Genomic DNA, 24,589 nt, shown 5'->3' on the forward strand with positions numbered 1-24,589 from the left:
CTTTTATTTATTGTGTCCACAAATTATAAATTGATGTCAGAAGTCGGGGATCTTATCTTCATCTATTCTAAAAGAGAAAGTATCTTTGTGCCATTGGTAAAACGGTTGCTGGTTCACAAGTTAATAATTCACCATCTGCGCGAACTTCGTAGGTTTCTGGATCTACTTCAATATGAGGTAAAGCATCATTTAATTTCATATCTCGCTTAGTAATTTGACGAGTTCCTGAAACTGCGATCGCTAATTTCCCTAATTTTAATTGTTGAGGAATTTCTCTGGACAAAGCAGCTTGAGACACAAAAGTTAATGATGTTGCATTTCTAGCACCAGCAAAACTGCCAAACATCGGTCGCATATATACAGGTTGGGGTGTGGGAATACTAGCATTAGCATCACCCATCTGTGACCAAGCAATCATGCCGCCTTTAATGACAATTTCCGGTTTGACACCAAAAAAAGCAGGTTTCCACAAACACAAATCGGCTAATTTCCCCGCTTCTACTGATCCCACATATTCAGAAATACCATGGGTGATTGCCGGATTAATTGTATATTTAGCAACATAACGTTTAGCTCGTAAATTATCGGCATGACTATCACCAGCAAGGCTTCCCCGTTGCACCTTCATTTTATGTGCTGTCTGCCAAGTCCTAATTATTACTTCACCGACACGCCCCATTGCTTGGGAGTCAGAAGCAATCATACTAAACGCACCTAAATCGTGCAGAATATCTTCCGCAGCAATAGTTTCTCGACGGATACGGGATTCAGCAAAAGATACATCTTCAGGAATAGCTGCATCTAAATGATGACATACCATCAACATATCCAAATGTTCATCTAGAGTGTTGACGGTGTAAGGACGGGTAGGATTAGTGGAAGATGGTAAAACGTTACTTTGTCCGCAAACTTTAATAATGTCTGGTGCATGACCACCTCCAGCCCCTTCTGTGTGATAAGTGTGAATAGCACGATGTTTAAAAGCGGCAATTGTATCTTCCACAAAGCCGGCTTCGTTTAAAGTATCAGTATGAATTGCTACTTGCACATCATATTCATCAGCAACGGTCAAACAAGTATCAATTGTGGCTGGATTTGTTCCCCAATCTTCATGGAGTTTTAACCCCATTGCCCCGGCTTCGATTTGTTCTATCAGTCCTTGGGGTTGACTGGTGTTACCTTTGCCCAAAAATCCTAAATTGACAGGGAATGCGTCAGCAGCTTGCAACATTCGGTACATATTCCAGGGACCAGGGGTACAAGTTGTGGCATTTGTTCCCGTAGCTGGGCCTGTCCCACCACCAATCATGGTGGTAATACCGGAAGCAATAGCGACTTCAATTTGTTGGGGACAGATAAAATGGATGTGGGTATCTATTCCCCCCGCAGTGAGAATCATTCCTTCGCCGGCTAAAGCTTCTGTTCCCGGTCCAATAATAATATCTATATTGTCTTGAATATAGGGATTTCCGGCTTTACCAATTTTATAAATTTTGCCGTCTTTAATGCCAATATCTGCTTTGACAATTCCCCACCAATCGAGAATTAAAGCATTAGTAATAACTAAATCTACTGCACCATCATGATTAGAAATTGGGGATTGTCCCATCCCATCTCTAATGACTTTTCCCCCACCAAATTTCACTTCATCACCGTAGGTTGTAAAGTCTCTTTCTACTTCTATAAATAGTTCTGTATCGGCTAATCTAATTCTGTCTCCTACTGTTGGTCCGAAGGTATCGGCGTAGGCTTGGCGGTTCATTTTGTAGGGCATATTTTTATCCTTTTTTTATCACGCTTTAGAGGCAGAGAGACAGAGAGAATTTTAGAGGTCTCCGTCAATTTTGTTGTTGAAGCCGTAGATTTGGCGTGTCCCAACGAGAGGAACTAGAGTAACTTCTTTTTCGTCTCCTGGTTCAAATCTGACGGCTGTGCCGGCGGGAATATCTAATCTCATTCCTCGTGTTTTTTCTCTGTCGAAGTTTAAAGCGGTATTGACTTCGTAAAAGTGAAAGTGTGATCCTATTTGAATTGGTCTGTCTCCTGTATTTGCGACTATTATTTTAGTAGTTGGACGACCTGCATTCAATTCTATTTCACCATTGGGTGTGATGATTTCGCCTGGTATCATAATTTTTTCCCTTGCGTAAAATTTATCTAATAGGATTATGTACAGTTACCAACTTTGTACCATCAGGAAAAGTGGCTTCCACTTGAACATCATGAATCATTTCAGGAATCCCTTCCATAACATCATCACGAGTTAATAAAGTCGTACCATAACTCATTAAATCTGCTACAGTTTGACCATCTCTTGCACCTTCCAAAATCGCCGCAGAAATAAAGGCAACTGCTTCAGGATAATTTAATTTTAACCCTCTATTTTTACGTCTTTCTGCCACTAAAGCAGCGGTGAAAATTAATAATTTATCTTTCTCTTGGGGTGTAAGCTGCATTGTTCCCTCCTCTGCGTTCTCTGCGTCTCTGTGGTTCGTTTAAATTTGCCATACTCTAGGAATACAATTACCACGATTTAGACAAGATACTCGTAACATTTGCCAAATATTTGTAAACCAACTTCTGACTTGGGATGTAGAATTACCACGATATCGGCACAAAAATCCATGTTGTAAGCGAGTTACTCCAGCATCAGAGTTTTGAATAATTAAAGAACGTGCTTGATTGATGATTTCTGGAGATATGGGGAAACCAACGCCAACAAAACTACCAACAACGGGATTGTCTCTTAAACCATGAGGACTGTGAAACACTTCTTCGCTACCGGGAACGATTTGTCTATCAATCCATAGGGGTATACCATTTTGCCAGATTTCCGTGTGCGATCGCATCTCTCCCTGTACAAATTTTTCTCCCCTAGCACTGCGTCCAAACCGCGTAATTTCCCAAGCTAAATAACTCGCATCCGTAGCTAATTCTACTCGTAAATCTTGCCGATAAATCCCACCATTAAATAAAATCGTTTCTTGGGGCAAATATTCTAAACAAGCGTGACTATCAACTTGGATATTTACGGTTTGTCTTGCTGGTAAGCCATTACTACGATATATTTTACCAGCAGCGGCTGTAGTAATCAAGGCGTTTGTATCGGGTTGGAGGTGAATATGAGAGGATAGGCGATCGCCCCCCACAATGCCCCCAGCCGTATGTAAAATCACACTATGGCAAATTTCTTGTCCTTCCGGGTAAAAGGGGCGTTGTACCTTTAATGGGGCTTGATGGTGGTTATAAATTAACTGAGTGGAATCTTGGCGATTAGCATAGACTAAGTTAAGTAAGCCATGCCAACCTTGTATTGTTTGGGTGTTCTCAATCATTTATGGGGTAAAGTAAAAATTAATCACCTGATTTGTACGGTTTAACATATTGTGCTAAATAGATTTAAATAATTTTGGGATAAAAATTCAAGAATTACAGATTATTACTTTTCTGTCAACTCGTTATCTCCTTTGTAATGTTCAGTGGAATCCTAATTTTATGGCAGCAAGGAGAATTATTAGTTTTTTTGTGAAAATCACTTTTAATTTAATTTTGATCTTTTTTAGTTGTTAATTTTGTACCATTTTCGGTCAAAATAGAACAGCATTTCCATCAATACAGCATCTACTAAAAAATATGACAGCCAAAGTAATTAGCGTTTGTAACCTTAAGGGTGGAGTTGGCAAAACTACTCTTGTTATGGCCTTAGCAGAGTATTTAGCAGGGGATACAATGTATGGTCAGCGTGTTCTTGCTATTGACTTAGACCCCCAAAGTAACTTAACTACTGGCTTAATGTCTGAGGAAGTTTGGGAATGGCAATATAATAATCGAGGGTTGACATTGCCTTTTTTGTTTAAAAATGCTGAATATTTTTTAGCAAATGGTAATTATGATAAATTTATAGTCAAAGAAGAAGTTTCTAATGTCAGAAATAAAAACTCTTTTAATTGCCTACATCTAATTCCTAGCAGTCCAAGATTATTTGAAGTGCAAGAGTATTTACCAGAAAGTTCTGTTTCTATTTTGCGGCAAATTATCACTCCATTGCTAGCAGAGTATGACTACATTTTAATAGACTGTCCACCCAGTATTAATAATATTATCAAAAGCGCGTTTTATGCCAGTGATTTTTGTCTTACTCCCTGTGTCCCTAGCAGAATGTCAATTCATGGTTTAGAACTATTACTCAAACAGATTGAGAAGTTTAATCAAGATTATGAACATCACCTCAACCCGATAGGAACTTTAATTTCTCGTTATAACGGAACGGTTGCCCAAACACAGAATTTAAATTTTATTATTGTGAATCCTTTCTTTCCACCAACTTTCTCCAATAAAATCCCGGAAAGAGCAAAAGTTGCTGAAAGTTTAGATTTTAGTATGCAGCTAACATACAAACAAAAATACGGTGATACCCATGATGCAATGGTAAAATTAACTAAGGAATTTATGCAAAGACTAAATCAGAATTCTGTTAATCTCTTACAGATGGTTAGTTTACCATGACTAGCAGGTGTTAACCCTACATCTTATCTTATTTGTGAGGTTTTGAATATGTTTGCTTCTTCCCAAATTTACATCACCCCAGAAGAATATTTAGAATTAGAAGAAAATAGCCCCATTAAGTATGAATACATTGATGGATATATCATAGAAACTTTACAAGAATATATTTTAATTAATCCGAAAAAACCGAGAGTTGAATGTTTCCGCCGCAATGAAGATGGACTTTGGGTATTACAGTCTTATGTAGGAGAAGAAACTTCATTTCAATTACAAAGCATTAACTTTGCAGGAACAATGACGCAACTTTATGAAGATGTAGATTTTCCGTCTCCAGCGTAATTTTCCCAAATCCAAAATCAAAAATTTTGGACTTTAGACCTTAGATAAATCATCCAAAATCCAAAATCCAAAATCTAAAATTGTTTAAGCCATTTGATTTTCAATCGCCCACCGTGCTAATTCAGTCCGGTTGTGGAGATTGGTTTTGCCCAACATATTGGACACATGGCTTTCAACAGTCCGCTGGCTGACATTTAATTCTTCAGCGATTTCGCGGTTTGCTAAACCCCTAGCGACAAACTGGACTACTTTCAGTTCAGTGGGGGTTAACTGGACATCGAAAGGAACTTGGATACGAGAACTGCTGTCCCCACCCTTGGTTTGATGTTCTTTCCAACGTACAGTTTGCTTGAGTGAGGATTCTACTTGTGCTACGAGTTCTTCCGGTTCAAAGGGCTTGATCATATATACGTCAGCACCTTTATTTAACCCCTTAACTCGGTCTGCACTTTGACCTTTAGCTGAGAGGAAAAGAACGGGAATCCAACTAGTTCGTTCAGTCTTGCGGACTTCTTCGACAAAAGTGTATCCGTCCATTTCCGGCATAATCACATCACAGATGATCATATCTGGAACTTCGGTTTCTAGAAGATCCAGGGCTTCTCTGCCATTGGCGGACGTGATGACTTCGTAGCCCCGGAACTCTAAGTAATCCTTCACCAGCAAGATGAGGTTAGGGTCATCATCAATGAATAGAAGTCTTTTGTGGTCTTTCATGCTGGGTTCTTTCATAACAGTGGCACTTCTCGCGCTTCGATCCATTAAGGTATTGATATAGTTATCCCGTATGGTGGATGACTTAGGATGTTGTCTTTTTTCCCACTTAACTTACTTTAACTCCCCTAAGTCTTAAAAGTGTTAGTTACTTTCAACAGACTTGCAGGTGAATGGAAAAAGTCTAGTAAGGATACGTATAGCAGTAGTCTTTATAATGCGCTATTATAGATCCATTTGAAAGTTGCAGGCTGAAAACCCTGATTAAATTATCGTCCTTGTGAATCACAAGTCGGTATTTTTCAAGATGACCTTAGTTCAAAACTCACCTGCGCTTTCATTGGCATACTGCTGCTCTACTTATCCTTAGGATGTGAAGCCTCTATCAGAGGTTCAAAATCAGCCGGGAAGTTTTTTTTGGCAAAGCATGGGTTAAAAATACAGATTTTTTCACCATCCTCATGGCCAATTTACTGGTCTTGGATGACCTGCTCTCATGACTTCTGGATTTAATTGGCGATACCAGACCCCATCTAGGTAAACTACCATTATCGTTCTAGAACAACAAACACGCAAGTTTTTGGCTTGGGCTGTGAAGATGCCTATGGAATAACTGTGTGCTAACTGATGGGTTGATCGCTCCCCCAGTCCTTGTTAACAGCATTACCAAGTTCTAGACTAGCCGATTTGTAACAGAATTGAGCATTTATCTGTTTTGGGCAATAGGTAATTGGTAATGGGTAATTGGTAATTGGTAATGTCACCTGTTCCCTGTTACCTGTTCCCAGTTCCCTAGTAGTTTTAGGGATGAGATGCCTGTTCGTGGATCACGGTGCTGTTACTCATTGAGTAGATCCCTGATTACAGTTCTATAACAATTTCCCAAGTTTGCAAATAAAGTTGTCCATATCAAAATATTCATTACCTACGCAACAAACCCTGACAACTAAAATAATTGGATATTTGCACTTAAGTATTGCTACCCTAGCCCTAGTTCGGAAACCCGTACACCAGTCATGATTGCTATTATGTCCTATATAAAGCTAGATTAGCACTCATGAGTCGAGAGTGCTAATTTAGCAAAAAATTTTGTATGGCAGCCGTATCTTTAAGCGTTTCCACCGTTAAGCCCCTGGGCGATCGCGTTTTCATCAAAGTGAGCGCCCCCCAAGAAAAAACCGCAGGCGGTTTGTTTTTGCCCGATAATGCTCAGGAAAAACCCCAAGTTGGCGAAATAGCCGCTGTTGGACCTGGCAAGCGCAATGACGACGGGACTCGTCAAACAATGGACATTAATGTTGGCGATAAAGTGTTGTACTCCAAGTATGCTGGCACCGATATCAAGTTGGCTACAGAAGAATATGTATTGCTTTCTGAAAAAGACATTTTAGCAATCGTCAGCTAATTGGGCATGGGTGATGGGTAAGGATTTTTCCGAATTACCTGTTCACCACTCACCAATTTCTTTGAAAATCAGAAAAATTTAATTTACTACCGGGATTTAGACTTATTATGGCAAAGCGCATTATTTACAACGAAAACGCCCGTCGCGCTCTAGAGCGTGGTATTGATATTCTCGCTGAAGCTGTAGCTGTTACCCTTGGACCCAAAGGTCGTAACGTAGTTTTAGAAAAGAAATTTGGCGCACCACAAATCGTTAATGATGGTGTCACCATCGCTAAAGAAATTGAATTAGAAGACCACATCGAAAATACTGGTGTAGCTCTAATTCGTCAAGCTGCTTCCAAAACCAATGACGCTGCTGGTGATGGTACAACCACAGCTACCGTTTTGGCTCACGCCATTGTTAAAGAAGGCTTGCGGAACGTTGCTGCTGGTGCTAATGCGATTTTATTGAAGCGCGGTATTGACAAAGCATCTGCCTTTTTAGTCGAAAAAATTGCTGAACACGCTCGCCCTGTAGAAGATTCTAAAGCGATCGCACAAGTTGCGGCAATTTCTGCTGGTAACGACGAAGAAGTCGGGGCTATGATTGCTCAAGCTATGGACAAGGTGGGCAAAGAAGGCGTAATTTCCCTAGAAGAAGGGAAGTCTATGACCACCGAATTGGAAATTACCGAAGGGATGCGTTTTGATAAGGGTTATATTTCCCCTTATTTCGCTACCGATGCAGAACGGATGGAAACCGTTTTTGATGAGCCTTACATCTTGTTAACTGACAAGAAGATTGCTTTGGTACAAGATTTAGTTCCTGTCCTCGAACAAGTAGCTCGTTCCGGTCGTCCTTTGGTAATTATTGCTGAAGACATCGAAAAAGAAGCTTTGGCAACTTTGGTAGTTAACCGTTTACGCGGTGTCCTCAACGTGGCTGCTGTAAAAGCTCCTGGTTTTGGCGATCGCCGTAAGGCTATGCTAGAAGATATCGCTGTCTTAACTGGTGGTCAACTTGTCACCGAAGACGCTGGTTTGAAACTAGATACCACTAAGCTAGAAAGCTTAGGTAAAGCCCGCCGCATCACCATCACCAAAGACAGCACCACAATTGTGGCTGAAGGTAATGAAGTTGGTGTGAAGGCTCGTGTTGAGCAAATCCGTCGTCAGATGGAAGAAACCGAATCTTCCTACGACAAAGAAAAACTGCAAGAGCGTTTGGCTAAATTGTCCGGTGGTGTTGCTGTAGTTAAAGTTGGTGCAGCTACCGAAACCGAAATGAAGGACAAGAAACTCCGCTTGGAAGATGCTATCAACGCTACCAAGGCTGCTGTAGAAGAAGGTATTGTTCCCGGTGGTGGTACAACCTTGGCTCACCTCGCTCCTCAATTGGAAGCTTGGGCGCACAGCAACCTCAAAGATGAAGAGTTGACTGGTGCTTTAATCGTTGTTCGGGCTTTACCTGCTCCTCTGAAGAGAATTGCCGAAAACGCTGGTCAAAATGGCGCTGTAATTGCTGAAAGAGTGAAAGAAAAAGATTTCAACATTGGTTTCAATGCTTCTACCAACGAATTCGTTGATATGTTAGCTGCTGGTATTGTTGACCCTGCTAAAGTAACTCGTTCTGCTCTGCAAAACGCTGCTTCTATCGCTGGTATGGTGTTGACAACCGAATGTATCATTGTTGATAAGCCTGAAGCGAAAGACGGCGCTCCTGCTGCTGGCGCTGGTATGGGTGGAGATTACGATTACTAAAATCTTTTCGTAGTTTTCCTAGTTTGAATAATGGCCGCTTCCGTAAGGGGGCGGCTATTTTTTTGTTGTTAATGGTTAATTTTTAGCCAAAAAATCCTAATTTAATAATATACTGATCAAGCTTGAATTTTAAGTCTAACAAGTATGGAAGATTACCAGGCAGCTTTTATGGAGCGCCATACTGATACTGAAACACTGCATCCTGTAAGGAAAGTTGGGGCTATGCACTTTGGTGGTGTAACCATCGAATGTTTACTAAAAGCAATGATTTTTGCTACTTTACCAAATGGTGCGAGTCGAGAATGGAAAACAAGTTCTAATAATCCTGGACATACAATCAAAAATCCGGGACACAAATACGATGCGGCGTTGAGACGACATAATCGACTTCGATCTAGAATTGAAAGGTTTCCAGATGTTATGGAATGGCTCAACACAGTTGAGAACCCAATGAGCCAACATTTCATAGATTTACGCTATTCTGGACTTGAGCCTGATGATGAAAGTTATCAACTTTGGTTCGACGCATATCAGAACCTTATTCGTTGGTTACAGGAGCAAATCGCTACACTTTAAAGAGGTGATCAAATGCAGGAAAATTGGCAGGTTTTACTAAAACAGAAAATTACAAACCAGTATGTACAGAAGTCACAGGAATGGGTTGATGTAAATATTTCTACATCCGGTTTATTGAATTTGACTATTGTAAGCGATCGCTTTATAGGTTTATCTATTCCTCAACGTAAAGAACAAATTTCTAACTTACTTAAATCACAAGTTCCTCATTTATCTCCTGGTTTTCTCTCCCTATATACACTTCAAGAAGCTGAATCACTTAATCTTTCACCACCACAGATTTTTGATCCAGCATCAATACATACTTGGCAAGATTTAGCTATCCAAGCTGCAAACCCACAAAATCAACCAACAACACCTCAGCGCGAACTTAGTCTACCCAGAACAGTGACATTTTATTCCTTTAAAGGAGGAGTAGGACGCACTACAGCATTAACTCATGTTGCTTGGATTTTAGCAATGCGGGGACGTAAAGTTGTGGCTGTAGATTTAGATTTAGAAGCACCTGGTCTAAGTACGGCATTTAACCTACAACCACAACCAAAATATGGAATTGTTGACTATTTTTATGAACGTTCCTATTTACCAGAAGGAATAAAAGCGAGTATTTCCATTACTGAAATATTTGGTGAAGTGAAAATACAAAACGCTAAAGGAAGATTATTTGTTGTTCCTGCTGGTTGTCTTAGTCTTGATTATATTTCTAAGGTTGATGATCTTCATGCTAATACTGTTATTGATGGGAATCAAAATCTTTGGTCTGTGTTCAAGCGGGAAATTGACGAACAATTAAAACCTGATGTTATATTAGTTGATTCGAGAACGGGAATTAATCAATGGGGAGCTTTATCATTAATTCAAGCTGCTGATGAAGCAATTATTTTTCTTTTTCCTAATGAACAAAATAAACAAGGAATAGAATTACTATTGCGCTCACTAAACACCCTAAAAAATCTATCAATTAATTTTGTTTTTTCTCCTGTTCCTGATGTTAGCAAACTTGATAAGGTAAACGAAATTTATAAATCTTTTGTAGATCAAATAAAAATAGCCACAGAGGAAGAATCTGAAATAGATGATAATGATCAATTAGAAATACCAGAACCTTTAGTAATTCCCTATCTTCAACCCATTGCTTTAGCTGATAATTACCCTGTAAGAGCCTTACTAGATTACTATAATAAAATTGTCAATTTAATTGATGAAGAAACTGATGAAATTGACAGAACAAATATTTTAACTAATTCAGAAACACGCTGGAAAATTATCAAAAGCTTGCAATTTCCTGAAGTAAATGCTGCGGATACAGATCAAAAACAGGATTTCACCCTCCTATTCCAGCGTACCAATGATTTTGAGAAATTTTTAGATCATGCAACTTGTTTAATTAGAGGTAGAAAAGGAACAGGTAAAACTGCTCTATATTGGCTTTTTCTCAAATATAAAAGTGATGCTCAAAAACTAGCTCGTGGTAGATTAGATAATACTGTATTTTTGTCTGCACATGGTAGATATCAGGAAAGTCGTCCGACTCGTGGACAATTCCAATTTATTCATGAAAATTTACAGCAGCAGGGTGGCACATGGGAGGCTTTCTGGAGAGCTTATTTACTCCTTAGATGTCATCAGGAAAATTTATGTAATTTTCCTAAAAATAGGAAAGGTGAAAAATTTAGTGAACTGAAAAATATTATCAATAATTTACCTAAAGGAAAATGGCAATTTGAGTACAATCAAGTTTTGTTAGAATTATCTACTAACTCTATACTAAGTGAAATAGTCAATGATACCATTAACATTATCATTCATGAAGAAGCCAAAAATAAATCTCAGAAAATCTGGTTTCTTTATGATGATTTAGATGAAGATTTTCCTGAAGCAGGAGAAGTAAGACAATCAGCATTATCGGGATTATTTCAATTAGTTCAATCTTGTGATGCAAATCGCCTAACAGAAATTAGATTTAAGATTTTCTTGAGAGAAGATATATGGAATCGTTTAATTTTTGACAATAAAAGTCATTTTACTGGACGCGATATTATTTTACAATGGACTAGGGTTGACTTTTTAAGATTAGCTTTGCGTCAATCAATACAATCTCCAGATTTTAAGGATTTGGTAAATAGATTTTCTCCTATTGCTGAAGATGCAATTGATCAAACTACTGAAGATGCAATTGATAAAGCTTTAGAATTGCTTTGGGGAAGTCGTCGCAGAAGAGGAGACAAAGCTAAATATTTATCCAGATGGGTTTATGAAAGATTAACTGATTCTAGTGGTACTACTTTTCCTCGTAGTTTAAGTATATTATTAACAGGTGCAAAAGAACAAGAATTAAGCTATCAAGGAAAATCATCAATTCAAACACCAACAGATCGTTTATTACGCAGTAAATCTTTAGAAATGGGATTGAAAAAAGCATCAGAAAAACGTTGTGATGAAATCAAAGAAGAATATCGTCATTTGACTAAATTTTTTGACTCTCTCAAGCAGAAACCAGCTCTTTTACCTAAAGAAGAATTACATAGCATATGGCAAGAATCAGCACATGATATAGCAGACTTTGAAGAATTTGCTTCTTTTTTAACTGAAATCGGTATTATTCAATTGCGCGAGAAAGATCAACGCTATAAATTTGCGGATATCTATGTATATGGATTTGAGATGATTCGTAAAGGTGCTGTATGAAAATATTTTTGACTTTATATCGCTGGTTGTGTGGAAGTTCTCGCAGGTTTACGGTTTGAAAAAGATTTAGTTCGTCAATTTCTCCGGGAGGATATTATGAAAGAGTCTGTCATTTATCAAGATATCGTGCAAAAAGAAGCACTGAAAATGATTAATCGTCAAATAAAAAAACGTTTTGGAGATGTTAATGATCCATTAATGACCAAAATTAGAAATTTATCTGCTGACGATTTAGAAGATTTGGGAGAAGCGTTATTTGATTTTTATGAAGTTGCTGATTTGGTAACTTGGTTAAATCAAAAAGTTAGTAATTAGAAAGATAAGATTTTTAAAAGAGACGTTGTAAATAACGTCTCTAAAGTCCTTAAAACTCCGCGTTTTCTGGTGTGCGAGGGAACGGAATCACATCCCGAATATTCCCCATACCCGTCATAAATTGCACCAATCTTTCAAACCCCAAACCAAAACCAGCATGGGGAACAGTACCATAACGACGCAAATCTAAATACCACCACAAATCTTCCGGGTTCATACCTTGTGCTAATACCCGTTTTTCTAACACATCTAACCGTTCTTCCCGTTGTGAACCACCAATAATTTCCCCTATTTTCGGTGCGAGAATATCCATAGCGCGGACGGTTTTTTCATCGTCACTCAACCGCATATAAAAAGCTTTGATTTGTGCGGGATAATCTGTAACAATCACTGGCTTTTTAAACAGTTGTTCAGCTAAATAGCGTTCATGTTCTGATTGTAAATCTGCACCCCAACTCACAGGATAATCAAATTTAACATCGGCTTTTTCTAAAAGTTTGACTGCTTCTGTATAAGTCAACCGTTCAAATTGATTGTTAATAATGTTATTTGCAGTTTCTAAAACAGTATTATCAATCCGTTCATTAAAAAATTCCATGTCTTGAGGACAGGTTTCCATCACATATTTAAAAATGTGTTTGAGAAACTCCTCAGCCAAATCCATATCACCTTCTAAATCACAAAAAGCCATTTCTGGTTCAACCATCCAAAATTCGGCTAAGTGACGCGAAGTATTAGAATTTTCCGCCCGGAATGTGGGACCAAAGGTATAGACATTAGTAAAAGCCATAGCCATAATTTCGGCTTCTAATTGGCCACTTACTGTTAAATATGCAGGTTTACTAAAGAAGTCTTGACTATAATCAATTTCTTGATTTTCGGTTTTGGGAACATTCTTTAAATTGAAATTGGTAACACTAAATAATTCACCTGCACCTTCACAATCACTAGCGGTAATAATGGGAGTATGCACCCATAAAAAGCCCCGTTGTTGAAAAAATTGGTGAATAGCAGTAGCGCAAGCATTTCTCACCCGAAATACTGCACCAAAGGAGTTAGTTCGAGGACGCAAATGGGCAATGGTTCGTAGAAACTCAAAGGAATGACGTTTCTTTTGCAGAGGATAGGTATCAGGATCAGCGTCTCCGTATACTTTCACTGTATCTGCTTTTAATTCTATTCTTTGTCCTTTTCCTTGAGAAGCTACTAGCACTCCTGATACTTCTATAGAAGCACCTGTATTGATTTGTTTTAATATTCCTTGATAATCTGGTAAGTTTTGATTAATGACAACTTGCAAATTCCCCAAAGATGAACCATCATTAACTTCCAGAAACGCAAATCCTTTTAATTCGCGTTTTGTTCTTACCCAACCTTGGACTACCAAAGTTTCTTCGGGTTTACCACTTCTTAATATTTCCGTAATCCGAGGATTTAGCATTTTCTACAATTTGTATTTTTTAAAGGATCAGATCCCCGACTTCTTCAAGAAGTCGGGGATCTTAGAAGTCGGGGATATTTTAAATCACCCCACCCAAGATTTTAATAACCAACCTATAATAACCCCTAAACCTCCAAAACGGACAGCTTGCCAAAAAGGTCTTTTCAGACTAGTCCAAGAAAACAACTGGCTTTCTAAGTTGATTTCTAAGGTTTCTAACTGTTTTTGCAGGCGGCTTAGTTCGTTCTTAATTTCTGGAGTCTGCTTTCTATTTTGCTTTAAATTTTTTAATTCCTGTTGCCATTGTGCCTGTTGTTGTTGATCATTTTGCACTTGGGTATATCTATCTTTCAAGAATCGCAGTGAAGTTTCTACCTCCTCTAATTCCTGTGCAAAATCTGGCTGGGGATTTTCGTCTAAATTAGTCATTGGTGATTAGTCATTGGCTATGATGATTAAATCATAACTTTTACTCTTAACTCAACACTTAGTCTTATGTCACAAACTAGCCAACTAAATGAAATTAGCACTCTAGAACTAGCACAGGCACTCATGGAAAGGCTGAGTATCTCTCCTGATGATTGGCATCGTCTCAAGTCTAACCGCAATTCCCGCGCTAGTGAACAGGCAGCCGCCGCAATGGTATTTTTGGTCAAAAATGAACCCCAAGAGGCACAGGCAAGGCTACAACAGGCTGTAGGCTGGCTAGATAAATCAATTTCCGCCCCTCCCTGCCCAACTCACGGACACAATCGTGAGACTATAAAGGAATAACTCTCACCTGTAGCCGAGTAAAAAAATTTTTTCTCTGTGTCCTCTGTGCCTCTGTGGTTAGATAAATTACTTTAAAACCGCAGACGCGCAAAGTAAAAAAAAGAACTTTTTCGAGTCACCTCTCACCGTCGCAAAGATAATAAACGACGGCTTTCTAATTGCTTACAAAGCGTGAGTTCTGTACCTTTGCGATTCCATTCTACTTGATCAAAAATCTGATGCAGTAAAGACATACCCCGTCCACTTTCCGCTTCGTCTGGTGGTAAATAGTCATCAGGATCACTATCACCTTCGAGGGAGGGAGTGAAGCCGCTACCCTGATCTGAGATAATCCACCAATACTGATTATCTATTAATGAGAACCGAACGACGACGAATTTGCCGGGATCAAGATTATTCCCATGTTTAGCGGCATTTACTAGGGCTTCTTGGAGTCCTAGTCGCAGTTCAGATTGTAATTTTGCCGGAATATCAGTCAAGAGTAAATCTAGGATTGGACAAAGATAAAGGGTGGAGGCAAAACTAATTGTCCCCCAATAACGCCCAACTGGACGAAGAGAAATGGTAATCACAAGAGAAACCCCGTAGCTTTATATTTAGCTAGACATCAGTTTGCTTTTTTGGGCATTCTGATCAAAATTAGGTAGTCATGCTGCCTTCAAACTTGCGTCTGTAAAACTAAATTTATAAAAATGCTAGAGCATAGCAGTTCAGTGGGAGAATTCATATTGCTTATTTACAGTTTGCTTAAGTTAATCTGTTCATTTAGCAGATGAGTAAAAACTGCTATTTTTGAACAAGAGGAGAAAGATATTCTCGTTAACTGCTCATTTTGTAATTAACACAATTTTATTCACCTTGATTAAGAGTCTATGCAGCTTCGATTTCTTTAAAACAAAATGAGTTTCTATTTTTATGTAATTTCATTCTAGCATTATGAGTATCCACTAGACTACAAATTTCTGATTTTTATTTTTGTGAAGAATTAACTATCCTGATCATTGTCCGATAACACCAGAAAAGCGGCTGCTTCTACATGAGCCGTTTGCGGAAAAAAGTCCGCAGGTTGCACCCTTGTGAGTTTATATAGCCCATCTTCACAAAGCAATTTTAGGTCACGGGCAAGAGTAGCTACTTTACAACTGACGTAAACAATGCGAGATGGTTTCAGGTTTCTTAATGTTTTGATAACGTTAGCTTCACATCCTTTCCGGGGCGGATCAAGTAAGACCACATCTGGTACAATTTCCAAATTCTGGAGAATTTTTTCCACTGGGCCGACTTGGAAAGTCACATTATTAATTCCATTCTGTTGGGCATTAACAATTGCCTGTTCTACTGCTGTTGATTGCAATTCTAACCCGGTGACGTGCCGTGCTTGTTTGGCCAGGGGCAAAGTTAAAGTTCCTATACCACAATAGGCATCTACTAGGACTTCATGACCTTGTAAATTTAGTTCTGACTGAATCACCTCTAAAAGTGCTTCGGCTGTTTCTGTGTACACTTGGAAAAAGGTATCTGGTCCGATTTGAAAATCCAGTCCGGCGAATTTTTCTCGCAGGTAAGGAATTCCAGCTAGACAACGGGTTTCTGATCCAAATATAGCATTTGTGCGATCGCTATTGCGGTTGAGTGACACGCAGACCAATTGAGGATAACGCTGTAACCATTGCTGTGCCTGGGTTTCGATTCCTGGTAAATTCCAATCTTTGACGACCAAAGTTAGCAGCATTTCTCCTGTGCGGCGGCCAATGCGTAAACCCAAATGGCGAATTAAGCCTTTGTGTCGGGTTTCGTCATAAATTGGCCAACCCTGCTTTTGAATATCTAATTTTATTTCAGCTAATAAAGGATTTAACTGCTGGTCTTGCACAGGGCATTGATTCAAGTTAATTAATTTATGGCTACCTTTTTGATAATATCCAGCTTGGACATGACCTGTAGCGGACATACCAATAGGATAAGTAACTTTGTTGCGATAACCAAAGGATGCAGCAGCCACTAAAACTGGATCTATTGGTGGATTCACAAAACCGCCAATTCTTTCTAAAGCTTGGGTTACTTGATTGCGTTTGGCTGATAACTGGTAATCATATTTAATATGTTGCCATTGACAACCACCACATTTATCAGCGACAATACAACTTGGACGCACCCGTTGAGGCGAAGCTTGCAATAATTCCTGCACCTGTCCATGAGCATATTTTGGCTTAACATTGAATAATTTGACAAGTAGGATATCTCCTGGTACTGTATCAGGAACAAACACCACCCGTTGCTCAAAGCGTCCCACACCATCACCAGTGTCGCTTAAATCAGTAATTTCCAGTTCGATAATTTCATCTTGTCGCCACATTGTATTAGTCATTAGTCAGTTATAAGGGAAGAGGGAACTTTTTCACAGGGAAGGGAGAGTTCCCAATGTAGAATTGTAAATTCATTTATCCCTATCTTCCCATACACTTCACGAATGTCCCTCTAAGTCGGTAAACTAGCAGATATAAATATTTCAGTTCATTTAGATAATCATGACTGTAATTAGCCAAGTTATTCTCCAAGCTGACGACGAACTGCGTTACCCCAGCAGTGGCGAACTCAAAAACATCAAAGCATTTTTGGAAACAGGTGTAAAGCGAACAAGAATCGCTGCTACCCTTTCAGAAAACGAGAAAAAGATCGTTCAAGAAGCTACCAAAAAACTTTGGCAAAAACGCCCTGACTTTATCTCCCCTGGTGGTAATGCTTACGGCGAAAAACAACGGGCTTTGTGTATTCGGGACTTTGGCTGGTATTTACGCCTAATTACCTACGGTGTACTTGCTGGTGACAAAGAACCCATTGAAAAAATTGGTTTGGTTGGTGTGCGGGAAATGTACAACTCTCTAGGTGTTCCTGTTCCTGGAATGGTAGAAGCTATCACTTCCCTCAAACAAGCGTCTTTGGATTTATTGAATGCAGAAGACGCTGGGGAAACCGCACCTTACTTTGATTACATCATTCAAGCGATGTCTTAAAGGTCTTTAATTCCCCACAATTGGTAGTGGCTATGGCAATATCCATCAGGTTATTAACCAGTTGTGGGGATATGTTATGATTATCGTCAGTTTTTACGTTACTAATAGCAAAAAAAACGACAGACTGGTTGTAGACTGTCGGCAGTTGGTTTGTTCCCTATTAATGACTCGGCTAGAGTTCAGTTACTATTAATTATACCAACATGGCGATTTCTATGGGAGGATCTAAATCATATATATGTGATTTACGTCACTTAATAGGAACAACTGAAATCGAAGTTGGGTTTTTATTCAGTAAAAACAAAGAATATCCATAACACTAATAAGCTTGATATTATTAACATTAGCTACACCTAGCGTAGCTTCAATGAATCGAAAAGAATATAAATATTGTGAAAACTGATACTATATTCTATCAACTATTTCAAACTTTACTTAGTATCCTTTTTTAACTAAATAGGTGGCCGTAAAATAACCAAAATGTGTGAAGAAAAGTAAAATCTCTCAAAACTTCTTCACTCTTGCCTCTGTCCTTGCCATAACGACAATTTTTAACGCCAACCTACTTAATTGGCAAACCACTATACAGCACTTTTCGGAGACATATTTTAGTTACAAAGATATTCAATCAATGCTGCAAAATTATGTTGAAATCTTAAAAGATAGAGTTTATGGATAAAAATTGCTGGAAACCTATCAAACTTTTATATGTAGTTGGACTTTAGCCCTTTCGACGAGTTAATTAGGAAGATTTAAACATGAAAACCCTGATTATTGATAACTACGACTCTTATACTTTTAACCTTTACCAATTGATTGCAGAAGTTAATGGAGAGTATCCCACTGTAATTTATAATGATCAAGTTATATGGGATGAACTGAAACAATGGGAATTTGATAACATCGTAATTTCACCAGGTCCTGGCCGTCCAGAGAAATCAAAAGATTTTGGGATCTGTCGTCAAATGATTGAAAATGCCCAAGTACCACTTCTAGGCGTTTGCTTGGGACATCAGGGACTAGGATTTGGCTATGGAGGAAAAGTTATTCACGCACCTGAAGTTCGGCATGGTCGGCTCAGTGAGGTTTATCATACTGCTACTGATTTGTTTGCAGGAATACCTTCTCCTTTTTCTGTGGTGCGCTACCATTCTTTGCTGGTTGCAGATGACCTACCGGACTGTTTAGAAAAAATAGCGTGGACAGAGGACAACCTGATCATGGGAATGCGCCATCGCTCTTTACCAATGTGGGGTGTGCAGTTTCATCCAGAGTCAATCTGTACTGAGTATGGACATACTTTGTTTGAGAATTTTAAAGAGATTACCCAAAAATTTGCCCAAGAACGAGATAAAAGTCCGAAAAAACATTATTGGACAGGATATAACGGGAATGAGATTTTACCCACAAATTCTACTAAGAAAAAACAGCAACAGGAATTTGAACTTTGTACCCGCAAATTGAATTTGTTTACAGTAAGCGAAGCCGAACTTTGTCCCGATACCGAACAGATGTTTGTGCATTTATTTGGCAAATCAGCTAGTGCATTTTGGTTAGATAGCAGTCGGGTTGAACCTGGTCTTTCTCGCTTTTCTTTCATGGGAGATAACAGTGGTGAAAACAGTCTCCTAATTCATTATCGGACGCAAGGGCAAGAACTGACAATTACACAGTCCGATACTGTCAGTTTCAAAACAGAGGGAATTTTTGATTATCTCCAGCGGGAAATTGAACGGCGACATTGCCCATCTAATGATTTACCTTTTGATTTTAACTGCGGATTTGTGGGTTATTTTGGCTATGAATTAAAGGCAGAATCTGGAGGGAAATTCAATCACACATCTGCCTTACCTGATGCCATGTTTATGTTAGCAGATAGAATGATTGCAATTGATCACCAAGAGCAAACTATCTATCTGCTTTGTCTAATTCATAAAGGAAAAACAGCCTCCGCAGAAGATTGGTTTGAAGCGATCAAAAACCAAATTGACAATCTTCCTCCTCTGTCGCCTATTGTTCCTCAAAACAAAAAAACACCTGTTATTTTTAGATTGAGCAGGTCTGAAAAGACTTATCTTGATGATATTGAAAAATGTTTGCAAGAAATTCATGAAGGAGAAACTTATCAAGTTTGTTTAACAAACCAGATTCACACAGACACAACAGCAGATCCTCTGGAATTCTATCGTTCATTACGTCAGATCAATCCTGCTCCTTATGCGGCATTTTTGCGCTTTGGTGATGTGGGAATTGCCTGTTCATCTCCAGAGCGATTTCTGCAAATTGATCGCCAAGGTTGGGTGGAAACAAAACCCATCAAGGGAACTCTACCACGAGGAAAAACACCCGCAGAAGATTTTATTCTACGCGATCGCTTGCAAAATAGCGAAAAAGATCGAGCGGAGAATCTGATGATTGTGGATTTACTGAGAAATGATCTGGGACGGGTTTGTGCTGTGGGTACTGTTCATGTTCCCAAATTAATGGCTGTGGAAACCTACGCTACAGTACATCAATTGGTGACAACAATTCGTGGTCAATTACGCGCTAATATGAGTGCTGTAGACTGCATTCGTAACGCCTTTCCTGGGGGTTCTATGACGGGCGCACCTAAGATTAGAACCCTGGAAATTATTGATAAATTAGAGCAAGAAGCGCGGGGAGTTTACTCTGGGTCTATTGGCTTTTTAGGATTAAATGGTTCAGCCGATTTAAATATTGTCATTCGTACCGCTGTCCTGACCCCAGAACAAACTTCCATTGGTGTTGGCGGTGGTATTGTGGCACTTTCTGATCCCCAAATGGAGTTTCAAGAAATAATGCTGAAAGCTAAGGCATTGATTCAGGCAATGATGATCACAATAAATGGAAGCAATTATCAAAGCATTGTGGCAAGCCCTAAGTGCGAACAATTTACAACAGGGATATGTGCGTTTACGGATCTACCACCTGCTATTTGTATTCCCCTCAATAATTGGGGGGGAGTGCCAACATTGATAACTAAGATTTTACGTCAAAATCGCGCCACCCATTAACCGCTCATACCTATACTTCAACTCATCCTGCATTAATGGCCAACGCGCTAAACTTGCATCCATCTCAATCACCTTTTCCGCTGCTTGTCGTGCTAACAGCAAAATGTCCTCATCTTCCACCAAACTAGCTAAAGTAAAATCCGCTACACCTGATTGGCGAGTTCCCATCACTTCTCCAGGACCGCGAAACCGCATATCCATTTCCGAGATAAAAAAACCATCTTGGGACTGTTCCAACACCTTCAAGCGTTGTTGAGCATCAGGACTTCTAGAACTACTCATTAATAAACAATAAGATTGCGCTGCACCCCGTCCTACACGCCCCCGTAATTGGTGCAATTGTGATAAACCAAATCTTTCCGCGTGTTCAATCAGCATCACAGTGGCATTAGGAACATCCACTCCCACCTCAATCACAGTGGTAGAAACGATAATTTGAGTTTCATTATCGCGGAATTTGTGAATTGCTGCTTCTTTTTCGGCTGAAGTCATGCGTCCATGCAATAACCCAATTTGAAAATCAGGAAAAACACTTTCTTGTAACTTTTGATGTTCATCTACAGCCGAACGTAAATCTAATTTTTCCGATTCTTCTACCAAAGGCAAAACTATATAAACTTGTCTACCTTGGGCAACTTCTCGACGGATTAAATCGTAAGCCTGGGGACGTTGTTGACCACTTAACATTGTGGTTTTAATTTGTTGTCTTCCCGGTGGTAATTCATCAATTTGACTAACATCTAAATCCCCATGTACAGTTAATGCCAAAGTCCGAGGAATGGGCGTAGCTGTCATGGTTAAAACATGAGGTTGTTCGCCTTTTTGCTGTAACTTTGCCCGTTGTTGTACCCCAAAACGATGCTGTTCATCTATGACAACTAAGCCCAAACGTTGAAAATTAACTTTATCTTGAATTAAGGCATGAGTCCCGACTAATAAAGGTAACTCACCTGTTTCTAACTGAGAATGAATTTCTCTCCTTTTGGCTATTTTTGTCGAACCTGTTAATAATTCCACAGGCAAATGTAACAAGTTAAACCAACTAACTAACTTACGATAATGCTGTTCTGCTAATACTTCCGTGGGAGCCATTAACGCCGCTTGATAACCTGATTGAATTGCTGCCAAAATAGCAATAACAGCAACCACAGTTTTCCCTGAACCAACATCACCCTGAACTAAGCGATTCATGGCTACAGGTTTTTGTAAATCGGTGAGAATTTCATTAACAACTCGTTGTTGTGCGCCGGTCAGTTGAAAAGGGAGAATTTCGTTAAATTCTTCTAATAATTTACCTGTGGGTGCAAGTATGGCACTAGTTTGAATTTCTCGCGCTTTTTTTTGCCGTTGCAATAAGCCCAGTTGCAAGTAGAAAAATTCATCAAATACTAACCGACGACGAGCAATTTTTAAGGAGTCACTATCTTTAGGAAAATGAATATTAGGAATTGCATCTTTCAATTCCATCAAAGCATATTTTTCTCGTAAACCTTTAGGTAAAGGATCTTTTAAATTCACTGCTGCTGTTAAAGCGATCATCATTGCCTGTCTGACTGTATTAGCCATTACTCCTTCAGTCAGGGCGTAAATGGGAACAACTCGCCCAATAGTGAGAGAATCAATGGTATCTCCTGGATTTGCCAAAACTTCCAATTCTGGGTTATCCAAAGTTAAACCATATTTACCACCTTTTACTAATCCACAAGCTGCTAACATACTACCTACAGGATATAGGCGTTTTAAACTTTCTTGCCAACCACGACTACTAAAACGCGCACCTGCATAAAAACGGGTAACTTTAATTTGTCCAGTATTATCTTTGAGGATTAATTCTAAAATTGATAATTTCTTATTTTTAGGACTGGTGAAAAAATTAAACCGTTTTACCGTCGCTATGATAGTTACTGTTTCTCCTCCTTCTAACTCACTAATATTTACTTGACGGGCATAATCAATATGATCACGAGGATAATAAAATAGTAAATCACGGACTGTATATAAATTTAATCGCCCTAAATTCTCGGATTTTCTGATGCCAATTTCTGGTAAATCTCTCAGTTGTTTATCCAGTGTTGGTGCTAGTCTTTTACTAACTTCGGCAACAATTGGAGTTGTGGGATGTTGATTTTTAGATTCGTAATTTATTTGAGGTTCTCCTGTTTCTAGCTCTTGTTGAAGTTGATTTAGATATCTTCTAACTTCTGCTACTAAATGTTGTCTTTCTGGTAATGTTAAATTTGGATAATTGGCAAATTGCATTCCTACTTCATGCCAGCGGAGTCTTTCCTTTGGTGGTAAAGCAGTTGGGAAATTACCAAAAGTCAAACAAAGAAATTCACTAAAGCGATATTGCTTACCTACTAAATCTATAAAGCCTTTTTCTGCCTCAAATGCTAAAGCTTTATGTAATCTTATCCAATCGAGCATTTCATTAGTCATTGGTTAATTGTCAGTTTTCAGTTGTTAGTTGTCAGTAGGGGCGAAGCATTTGGAAGATAAATTATCGGTCATTGCCAAAAATAGTTCTCCAAATGCTTCGCCCGTACAGTTGTTAGTTGTCAGTAGGGGCGAAGCATTTGGAAGATAAATTATCGGTCATTGCCAAAAATAGTTCTCCAAATGCTTCGCCCGTACAGTTGTTAGTTGTCAGTAGGGGCGAAGCATTTGGAAGATAAATTATCGGTCATTGCCAAAAATAGTTCTCCAAATGCTTCGCCCGTACAGTTGTCAGTTGTCAAGGGAGTATGTAGTTTTAATAGATATATATTTTCAATAACCTATACAGGTTCTAATTTTTAATTTTGCATTTTTCATTCCGCCCTGCGGTACTAATCCTCAAACCAACTAGCACGCCAAGCGGCTTCAGCTTCAGCAATTTTAAGTTCTCGTTGTCTTTTTTGATATTCTCGTCCGAGTTTATTCAATTGCATTAAAATATTACGAATTGCCTTGCGTTCTGACAATAGTGTTGCTTCAGCAAATTCTATTTCTCCTAGTCGTAAGTGAATAGCCATAATCTGAGTGAGGCTAGAATCTTCGGAATCTTCCTCATTACGAATTTCTATGACTAAGTTTAATAAATTGGGAGGGCTGGGTATCATATTACTAGAAGCTTCTGAAGCAGCAGCAGCAGCGGTGGCAGCGACTAAAATCGGTTCTGGTAGTTTTTTGGGTAAAACCCCTGTTTTTTGGATGAAGATATTAGCTGATTGGGAGACTTTTTTTAAAGTTTCTTGAATCTCTTCTTCTAAATTTTGTTGCCATTCAACTAGTTCTATGGGGTTAGAAGGATCTAATGCTTGAGGTTGTTGTTCGTTTTCTTCGTTTTCTTCGTTTTCTTCTTCCTCCTCAATTTCTACAACTGCTTCTGTTTGGGTAACTTCTGGAGGTTGAATATAACTAATTAATTCTTTAGCGGCTTGTTGACTTAATTTACGAAGGCTTTGTTGTAATTTTTGCCGTTGATTTAGTGATAAGTTCAGAAATTCATCAGGATATCCTTGGGTACACAGGTAATAACTAGCCAAAATCAATTGTTTTTGTAAGGCTGATCCCAAGGTATTTATATATTTAGTATAGGCTAAATTGAGTTCGTGAGCGATCGCACTAATCGCCTCTTTTAATTCAGTAATGTCTTTTTCTATCCGTTCAATTGCTCTTGCCATAACTTTAAGCTAATTAGTTGTCGGTTGTCAGTTGTCAGTTGTCAGTTGTCGGTAGGGGCGAAGCATTTGGAAGATAAATTATCGGTCATTGCCAAAAATAGTTCTCCAAATGCTTCGCCCGTACAGTTGTCAGTTGTCGGTTGTCGGTTGTCAGTAGGGGCGAAGCATTTGGAAGATAAATTATCGGTCATTGCCAAAAATAGTTCTCCAAATGCTTCGCCCGTACAGTTGTCAGTTGTCAGTTGTTAGTTGCTTTCTGTAGTACAAATATACGGATTTTAAATAAATAATCATCATTTAAATAAAATACAGGCCACGCAGAACGCGCTGGCCTGTAAATGGGAATAGTTATTAGTCAAAAATAAAAGTCCATAA

The 24,589-nt window shown here is 38.9% G+C and carries 22 protein-coding genes and 1 pseudogene; 12 read left to right on the plus strand and 11 right to left on the minus strand.

Annotation, left to right across the window (positions count from 1 at the left end; translation table 11 throughout):
- Positions 1-67: 67 nt before the first annotated feature.
- From ureC to ANA_RS18930, 4 genes are read right to left on the minus strand one after another with little or no spacing between them, the layout of a single operon-like run.
- The gene (ureC, locus tag ANA_RS18915; RefSeq protein WP_015083032.1) at positions 68-1,774 is read right to left on the minus strand and encodes an urease subunit alpha; all 1,707 of its coding nucleotides are present in this window, start codon (positions 1,772-1,774) and stop codon (positions 68-70) included.
- A gap of 51 nt (positions 1,775-1,825) precedes the next feature.
- Positions 1,826-2,131, minus strand: coding sequence for an urease subunit beta (locus ANA_RS18920; RefSeq protein WP_015083033.1), 306 nt, complete (start codon positions 2,129-2,131; stop codon positions 1,826-1,828).
- Between the two features lie 22 nt (positions 2,132-2,153).
- The gene (gene ureA, locus ANA_RS18925; protein WP_015083034.1) at positions 2,154-2,456 is read right to left on the minus strand and encodes an urease subunit gamma; all 303 of its coding nucleotides are present in this window, start codon (positions 2,454-2,456) and stop codon (positions 2,154-2,156) included.
- A gap of 39 nt (positions 2,457-2,495) precedes the next feature.
- Positions 2,496-3,335 carry an urease accessory protein UreD gene (locus tag ANA_RS18930; protein ID WP_015083035.1) on the minus strand — a complete coding sequence of 280 codons (840 nt, stop codon included), beginning with the start codon at positions 3,333-3,335 and terminating at the stop codon, positions 2,496-2,498.
- Between the two features lie 298 nt (positions 3,336-3,633).
- Between ANA_RS18930 and ANA_RS18935 the strand changes: the two genes are divergently transcribed.
- Together ANA_RS18935 and ANA_RS18940 are read left to right on the plus strand one after the other, a co-directional pair.
- On the plus strand, positions 3,634-4,506 hold the full coding sequence (locus ANA_RS18935) for a ParA family protein (RefSeq protein WP_015083036.1): 873 nt from the start codon (positions 3,634-3,636) through the stop codon (positions 4,504-4,506).
- 48 nt (positions 4,507-4,554) lie between these two features.
- Positions 4,555-4,845 carry a Uma2 family endonuclease gene (locus tag ANA_RS18940; protein ID WP_015083037.1) on the plus strand — a complete coding sequence of 97 codons (291 nt, stop codon included), beginning with the start codon at positions 4,555-4,557 and terminating at the stop codon, positions 4,843-4,845.
- An 84-nt stretch (positions 4,846-4,929) separates the two neighbouring features.
- On the opposite strand, the gene ANA_RS18945 is transcribed toward ANA_RS18940, so the two are convergent.
- On the minus strand, positions 4,930-5,607 hold the full coding sequence (locus ANA_RS18945) for a response regulator transcription factor (RefSeq protein ID WP_015083038.1): 678 nt from the start codon (positions 5,605-5,607) through the stop codon (positions 4,930-4,932).
- Between the two features lie 1,045 nt (positions 5,608-6,652).
- On the opposite strand from ANA_RS18945, the gene groES reads away from it, so the two are divergent.
- The 5 genes and pseudogenes from groES to ANA_RS18970 all read left to right on the plus strand — a co-directional run.
- Positions 6,653-6,964, plus strand: coding sequence for a co-chaperone GroES (gene groES / locus ANA_RS18950; RefSeq protein WP_015083039.1), 312 nt, complete (start codon positions 6,653-6,655; stop codon positions 6,962-6,964).
- Positions 6,965-7,071: 107 nt separating this feature from the next.
- Entirely contained in the window at positions 7,072-8,706 is a 1,635-nt protein-coding gene (gene groL, locus ANA_RS18955; RefSeq protein ID WP_015083040.1) for a chaperonin GroEL, read from the plus strand.
- Between the two features lie 168 nt (positions 8,707-8,874).
- Positions 8,875-9,282, plus strand: a complete 408-nt coding sequence (locus ANA_RS18960) for a hypothetical protein (protein ID WP_235082105.1) — start codon at positions 8,875-8,877, stop codon at positions 9,280-9,282.
- A gap of 12 nt (positions 9,283-9,294) precedes the next feature.
- On the plus strand, positions 9,295-11,970 hold the full coding sequence (locus ANA_RS18965; protein ID WP_015083042.1) for a MinD/ParA family ATP-binding protein: 2,676 nt from the start codon (positions 9,295-9,297) through the stop codon (positions 11,968-11,970).
- 18 nt (positions 11,971-11,988) lie between these two features.
- Positions 11,989-12,285, plus strand: a pseudogene (locus ANA_RS18970) (DUF4351 domain-containing protein); the annotation flags it as partial.
- A gap of 49 nt (positions 12,286-12,334) precedes the next feature.
- On the opposite strand, the gene asnS reads toward ANA_RS18970, so the two are convergent.
- Together asnS and ANA_RS18980 are read right to left on the minus strand one after the other, a co-directional pair.
- Positions 12,335-13,726 (minus strand): asparagine--tRNA ligase, encoded by a 1,392-nt coding sequence (gene asnS / locus ANA_RS18975; RefSeq protein ID WP_015083044.1) that lies wholly within the window; start codon positions 13,724-13,726, stop codon positions 12,335-12,337.
- An 84-nt stretch (positions 13,727-13,810) separates the two neighbouring features.
- Positions 13,811-14,155, minus strand: a complete 345-nt coding sequence (locus tag ANA_RS18980; RefSeq protein WP_015083045.1) for a hypothetical protein — start codon at positions 14,153-14,155, stop codon at positions 13,811-13,813.
- A 66-nt stretch (positions 14,156-14,221) separates the two neighbouring features.
- Here ANA_RS18980 and ANA_RS18985 point away from each other — a divergent pair, with 66 nt between their 5' ends.
- The gene (locus ANA_RS18985; RefSeq protein WP_015083046.1) at positions 14,222-14,500 is read left to right on the plus strand and encodes a DUF6439 family protein; all 279 of its coding nucleotides are present in this window, start codon (positions 14,222-14,224) and stop codon (positions 14,498-14,500) included.
- 122 nt (positions 14,501-14,622) lie between these two features.
- Here the strand turns inward: ANA_RS18985 and ANA_RS18990 are convergent, their stop codons facing one another.
- Positions 14,623-15,072 (minus strand): ATP-binding protein, encoded by a 450-nt coding sequence (locus tag ANA_RS18990; RefSeq protein ID WP_015083047.1) that lies wholly within the window; start codon positions 15,070-15,072, stop codon positions 14,623-14,625.
- Positions 15,073-15,485: 413 nt separating this feature from the next.
- Positions 15,486-16,868, minus strand: a complete 1,383-nt coding sequence (gene rlmD / locus ANA_RS18995; protein WP_015083048.1) for a 23S rRNA (uracil(1939)-C(5))-methyltransferase RlmD — start codon at positions 16,866-16,868, stop codon at positions 15,486-15,488.
- A gap of 160 nt (positions 16,869-17,028) precedes the next feature.
- Between rlmD and ANA_RS19000 the strand changes: the two genes are divergently transcribed.
- Both ANA_RS19000 and pabB read left to right on the plus strand, forming a co-directional pair.
- The gene (locus ANA_RS19000) at positions 17,029-17,514 is read left to right on the plus strand and encodes an allophycocyanin subunit alpha-B (RefSeq protein ID WP_015083049.1); all 486 of its coding nucleotides are present in this window, start codon (positions 17,029-17,031) and stop codon (positions 17,512-17,514) included.
- A gap of 758 nt (positions 17,515-18,272) precedes the next feature.
- The gene (pabB, locus tag ANA_RS19005) at positions 18,273-20,549 is read left to right on the plus strand and encodes an aminodeoxychorismate synthase component I (protein ID WP_015083050.1); all 2,277 of its coding nucleotides are present in this window, start codon (positions 18,273-18,275) and stop codon (positions 20,547-20,549) included.
- Here the strand turns inward: pabB and recG are convergent.
- Positions 20,523-22,988 (minus strand): ATP-dependent DNA helicase RecG, encoded by a 2,466-nt coding sequence (gene recG, locus ANA_RS19010; protein ID WP_015083051.1) that lies wholly within the window; start codon positions 22,986-22,988, stop codon positions 20,523-20,525. The genes pabB and recG overlap by 27 nt on opposite strands.
- A 204-nt stretch (positions 22,989-23,192) precedes the next feature.
- Here recG and ANA_RS27850 point away from each other — a divergent pair, with 204 nt between their 5' ends.
- Positions 23,193-23,348, plus strand: a complete 156-nt coding sequence (locus ANA_RS27850) for a hypothetical protein (RefSeq protein ID WP_235082108.1) — start codon at positions 23,193-23,195, stop codon at positions 23,346-23,348.
- Positions 23,349-23,377: 29 nt separating this feature from the next.
- Here ANA_RS27850 and ANA_RS19015 read toward each other — a convergent pair whose 3' ends face one another.
- Complete coding sequence (locus ANA_RS19015; RefSeq protein ID WP_015083052.1) at positions 23,378-24,214, minus strand: hypothetical protein; 837 nt, start codon at positions 24,212-24,214, stop codon at positions 23,378-23,380.
- Between the two features lie 45 nt (positions 24,215-24,259).
- On the opposite strand from ANA_RS19015, the gene ANA_RS24955 reads away from it, so the two are divergent.
- A complete protein-coding gene (locus ANA_RS24955) occupies positions 24,260-24,463 on the plus strand; it encodes a hypothetical protein (RefSeq protein WP_083881533.1) in 204 nt (67 codons plus the stop codon).
- The last annotated feature ends 126 nt before the right edge of the window (positions 24,464-24,589 follow it).

The organism is Anabaena sp. 90 (assembly GCF_000312705.1).
Taxonomy (GTDB): domain Bacteria; phylum Cyanobacteriota; class Cyanobacteriia; order Cyanobacteriales; family Nostocaceae; genus Dolichospermum; species Dolichospermum lemmermannii.

What these genes read in the sequence shown, in the direction of transcription:
- ANA_RS19015 (WP_015083052.1), bottom strand. Translation starts at nt 24,214, where the DNA reads ATGGCAAGAGCAATTGAACGGATAGAAAAAGACATTACTGAATTAAAA.
- ANA_RS18960 (WP_235082105.1), top strand. Translation starts at nt 8,875, where the DNA reads ATGGAGCGCCATACTGATACTGAAACACTGCATCCTGTAAGGAAAGTT.
- ANA_RS18930 (WP_015083035.1), bottom strand. Translation starts at nt 3,335, where the DNA reads ATGATTGAGAACACCCAAACAATACAAGGTTGGCATGGCTTACTTAAC.
- ANA_RS18920 (WP_015083033.1), bottom strand. Translation starts at nt 2,131, where the DNA reads ATGATACCAGGCGAAATCATCACACCCAATGGTGAAATAGAATTGAAT.
- asnS (WP_015083044.1), bottom strand. Translation starts at nt 13,726, where the DNA reads ATGCTAAATCCTCGGATTACGGAAATATTAAGAAGTGGTAAACCCGAA.
- ANA_RS18980 (WP_015083045.1), bottom strand. Translation starts at nt 14,155, where the DNA reads ATGACTAATTTAGACGAAAATCCCCAGCCAGATTTTGCACAGGAATTA.
- groES (WP_015083039.1), top strand. Translation starts at nt 6,653, where the DNA reads ATGGCAGCCGTATCTTTAAGCGTTTCCACCGTTAAGCCCCTGGGCGAT.
- ANA_RS18985 (WP_015083046.1), top strand. Translation starts at nt 14,222, where the DNA reads ATGTCACAAACTAGCCAACTAAATGAAATTAGCACTCTAGAACTAGCA.
- ureC (WP_015083032.1), bottom strand. Translation starts at nt 1,774, where the DNA reads ATGCCCTACAAAATGAACCGCCAAGCCTACGCCGATACCTTCGGACCA.
- pabB (WP_015083050.1), top strand. Translation starts at nt 18,273, where the DNA reads ATGAAAACCCTGATTATTGATAACTACGACTCTTATACTTTTAACCTT.
- ANA_RS18965 (WP_015083042.1), top strand. Translation starts at nt 9,295, where the DNA reads ATGCAGGAAAATTGGCAGGTTTTACTAAAACAGAAAATTACAAACCAG.
- rlmD (WP_015083048.1), bottom strand. Translation starts at nt 16,868, where the DNA reads ATGACTAATACAATGTGGCGACAAGATGAAATTATCGAACTGGAAATT.
- ANA_RS18945 (WP_015083038.1), bottom strand. Translation starts at nt 5,607, where the DNA reads ATGGATCGAAGCGCGAGAAGTGCCACTGTTATGAAAGAACCCAGCATG.
- ANA_RS19000 (WP_015083049.1), top strand. Translation starts at nt 17,029, where the DNA reads ATGACTGTAATTAGCCAAGTTATTCTCCAAGCTGACGACGAACTGCGT.
- groL (WP_015083040.1), top strand. Translation starts at nt 7,072, where the DNA reads ATGGCAAAGCGCATTATTTACAACGAAAACGCCCGTCGCGCTCTAGAG.
- ANA_RS18935 (WP_015083036.1), top strand. Translation starts at nt 3,634, where the DNA reads ATGACAGCCAAAGTAATTAGCGTTTGTAACCTTAAGGGTGGAGTTGGC.
- ANA_RS18940 (WP_015083037.1), top strand. Translation starts at nt 4,555, where the DNA reads ATGTTTGCTTCTTCCCAAATTTACATCACCCCAGAAGAATATTTAGAA.
- ureA (WP_015083034.1), bottom strand. Translation starts at nt 2,456, where the DNA reads ATGCAGCTTACACCCCAAGAGAAAGATAAATTATTAATTTTCACCGCT.
- recG (WP_015083051.1), bottom strand. Translation starts at nt 22,988, where the DNA reads ATGACTAATGAAATGCTCGATTGGATAAGATTACATAAAGCTTTAGCA.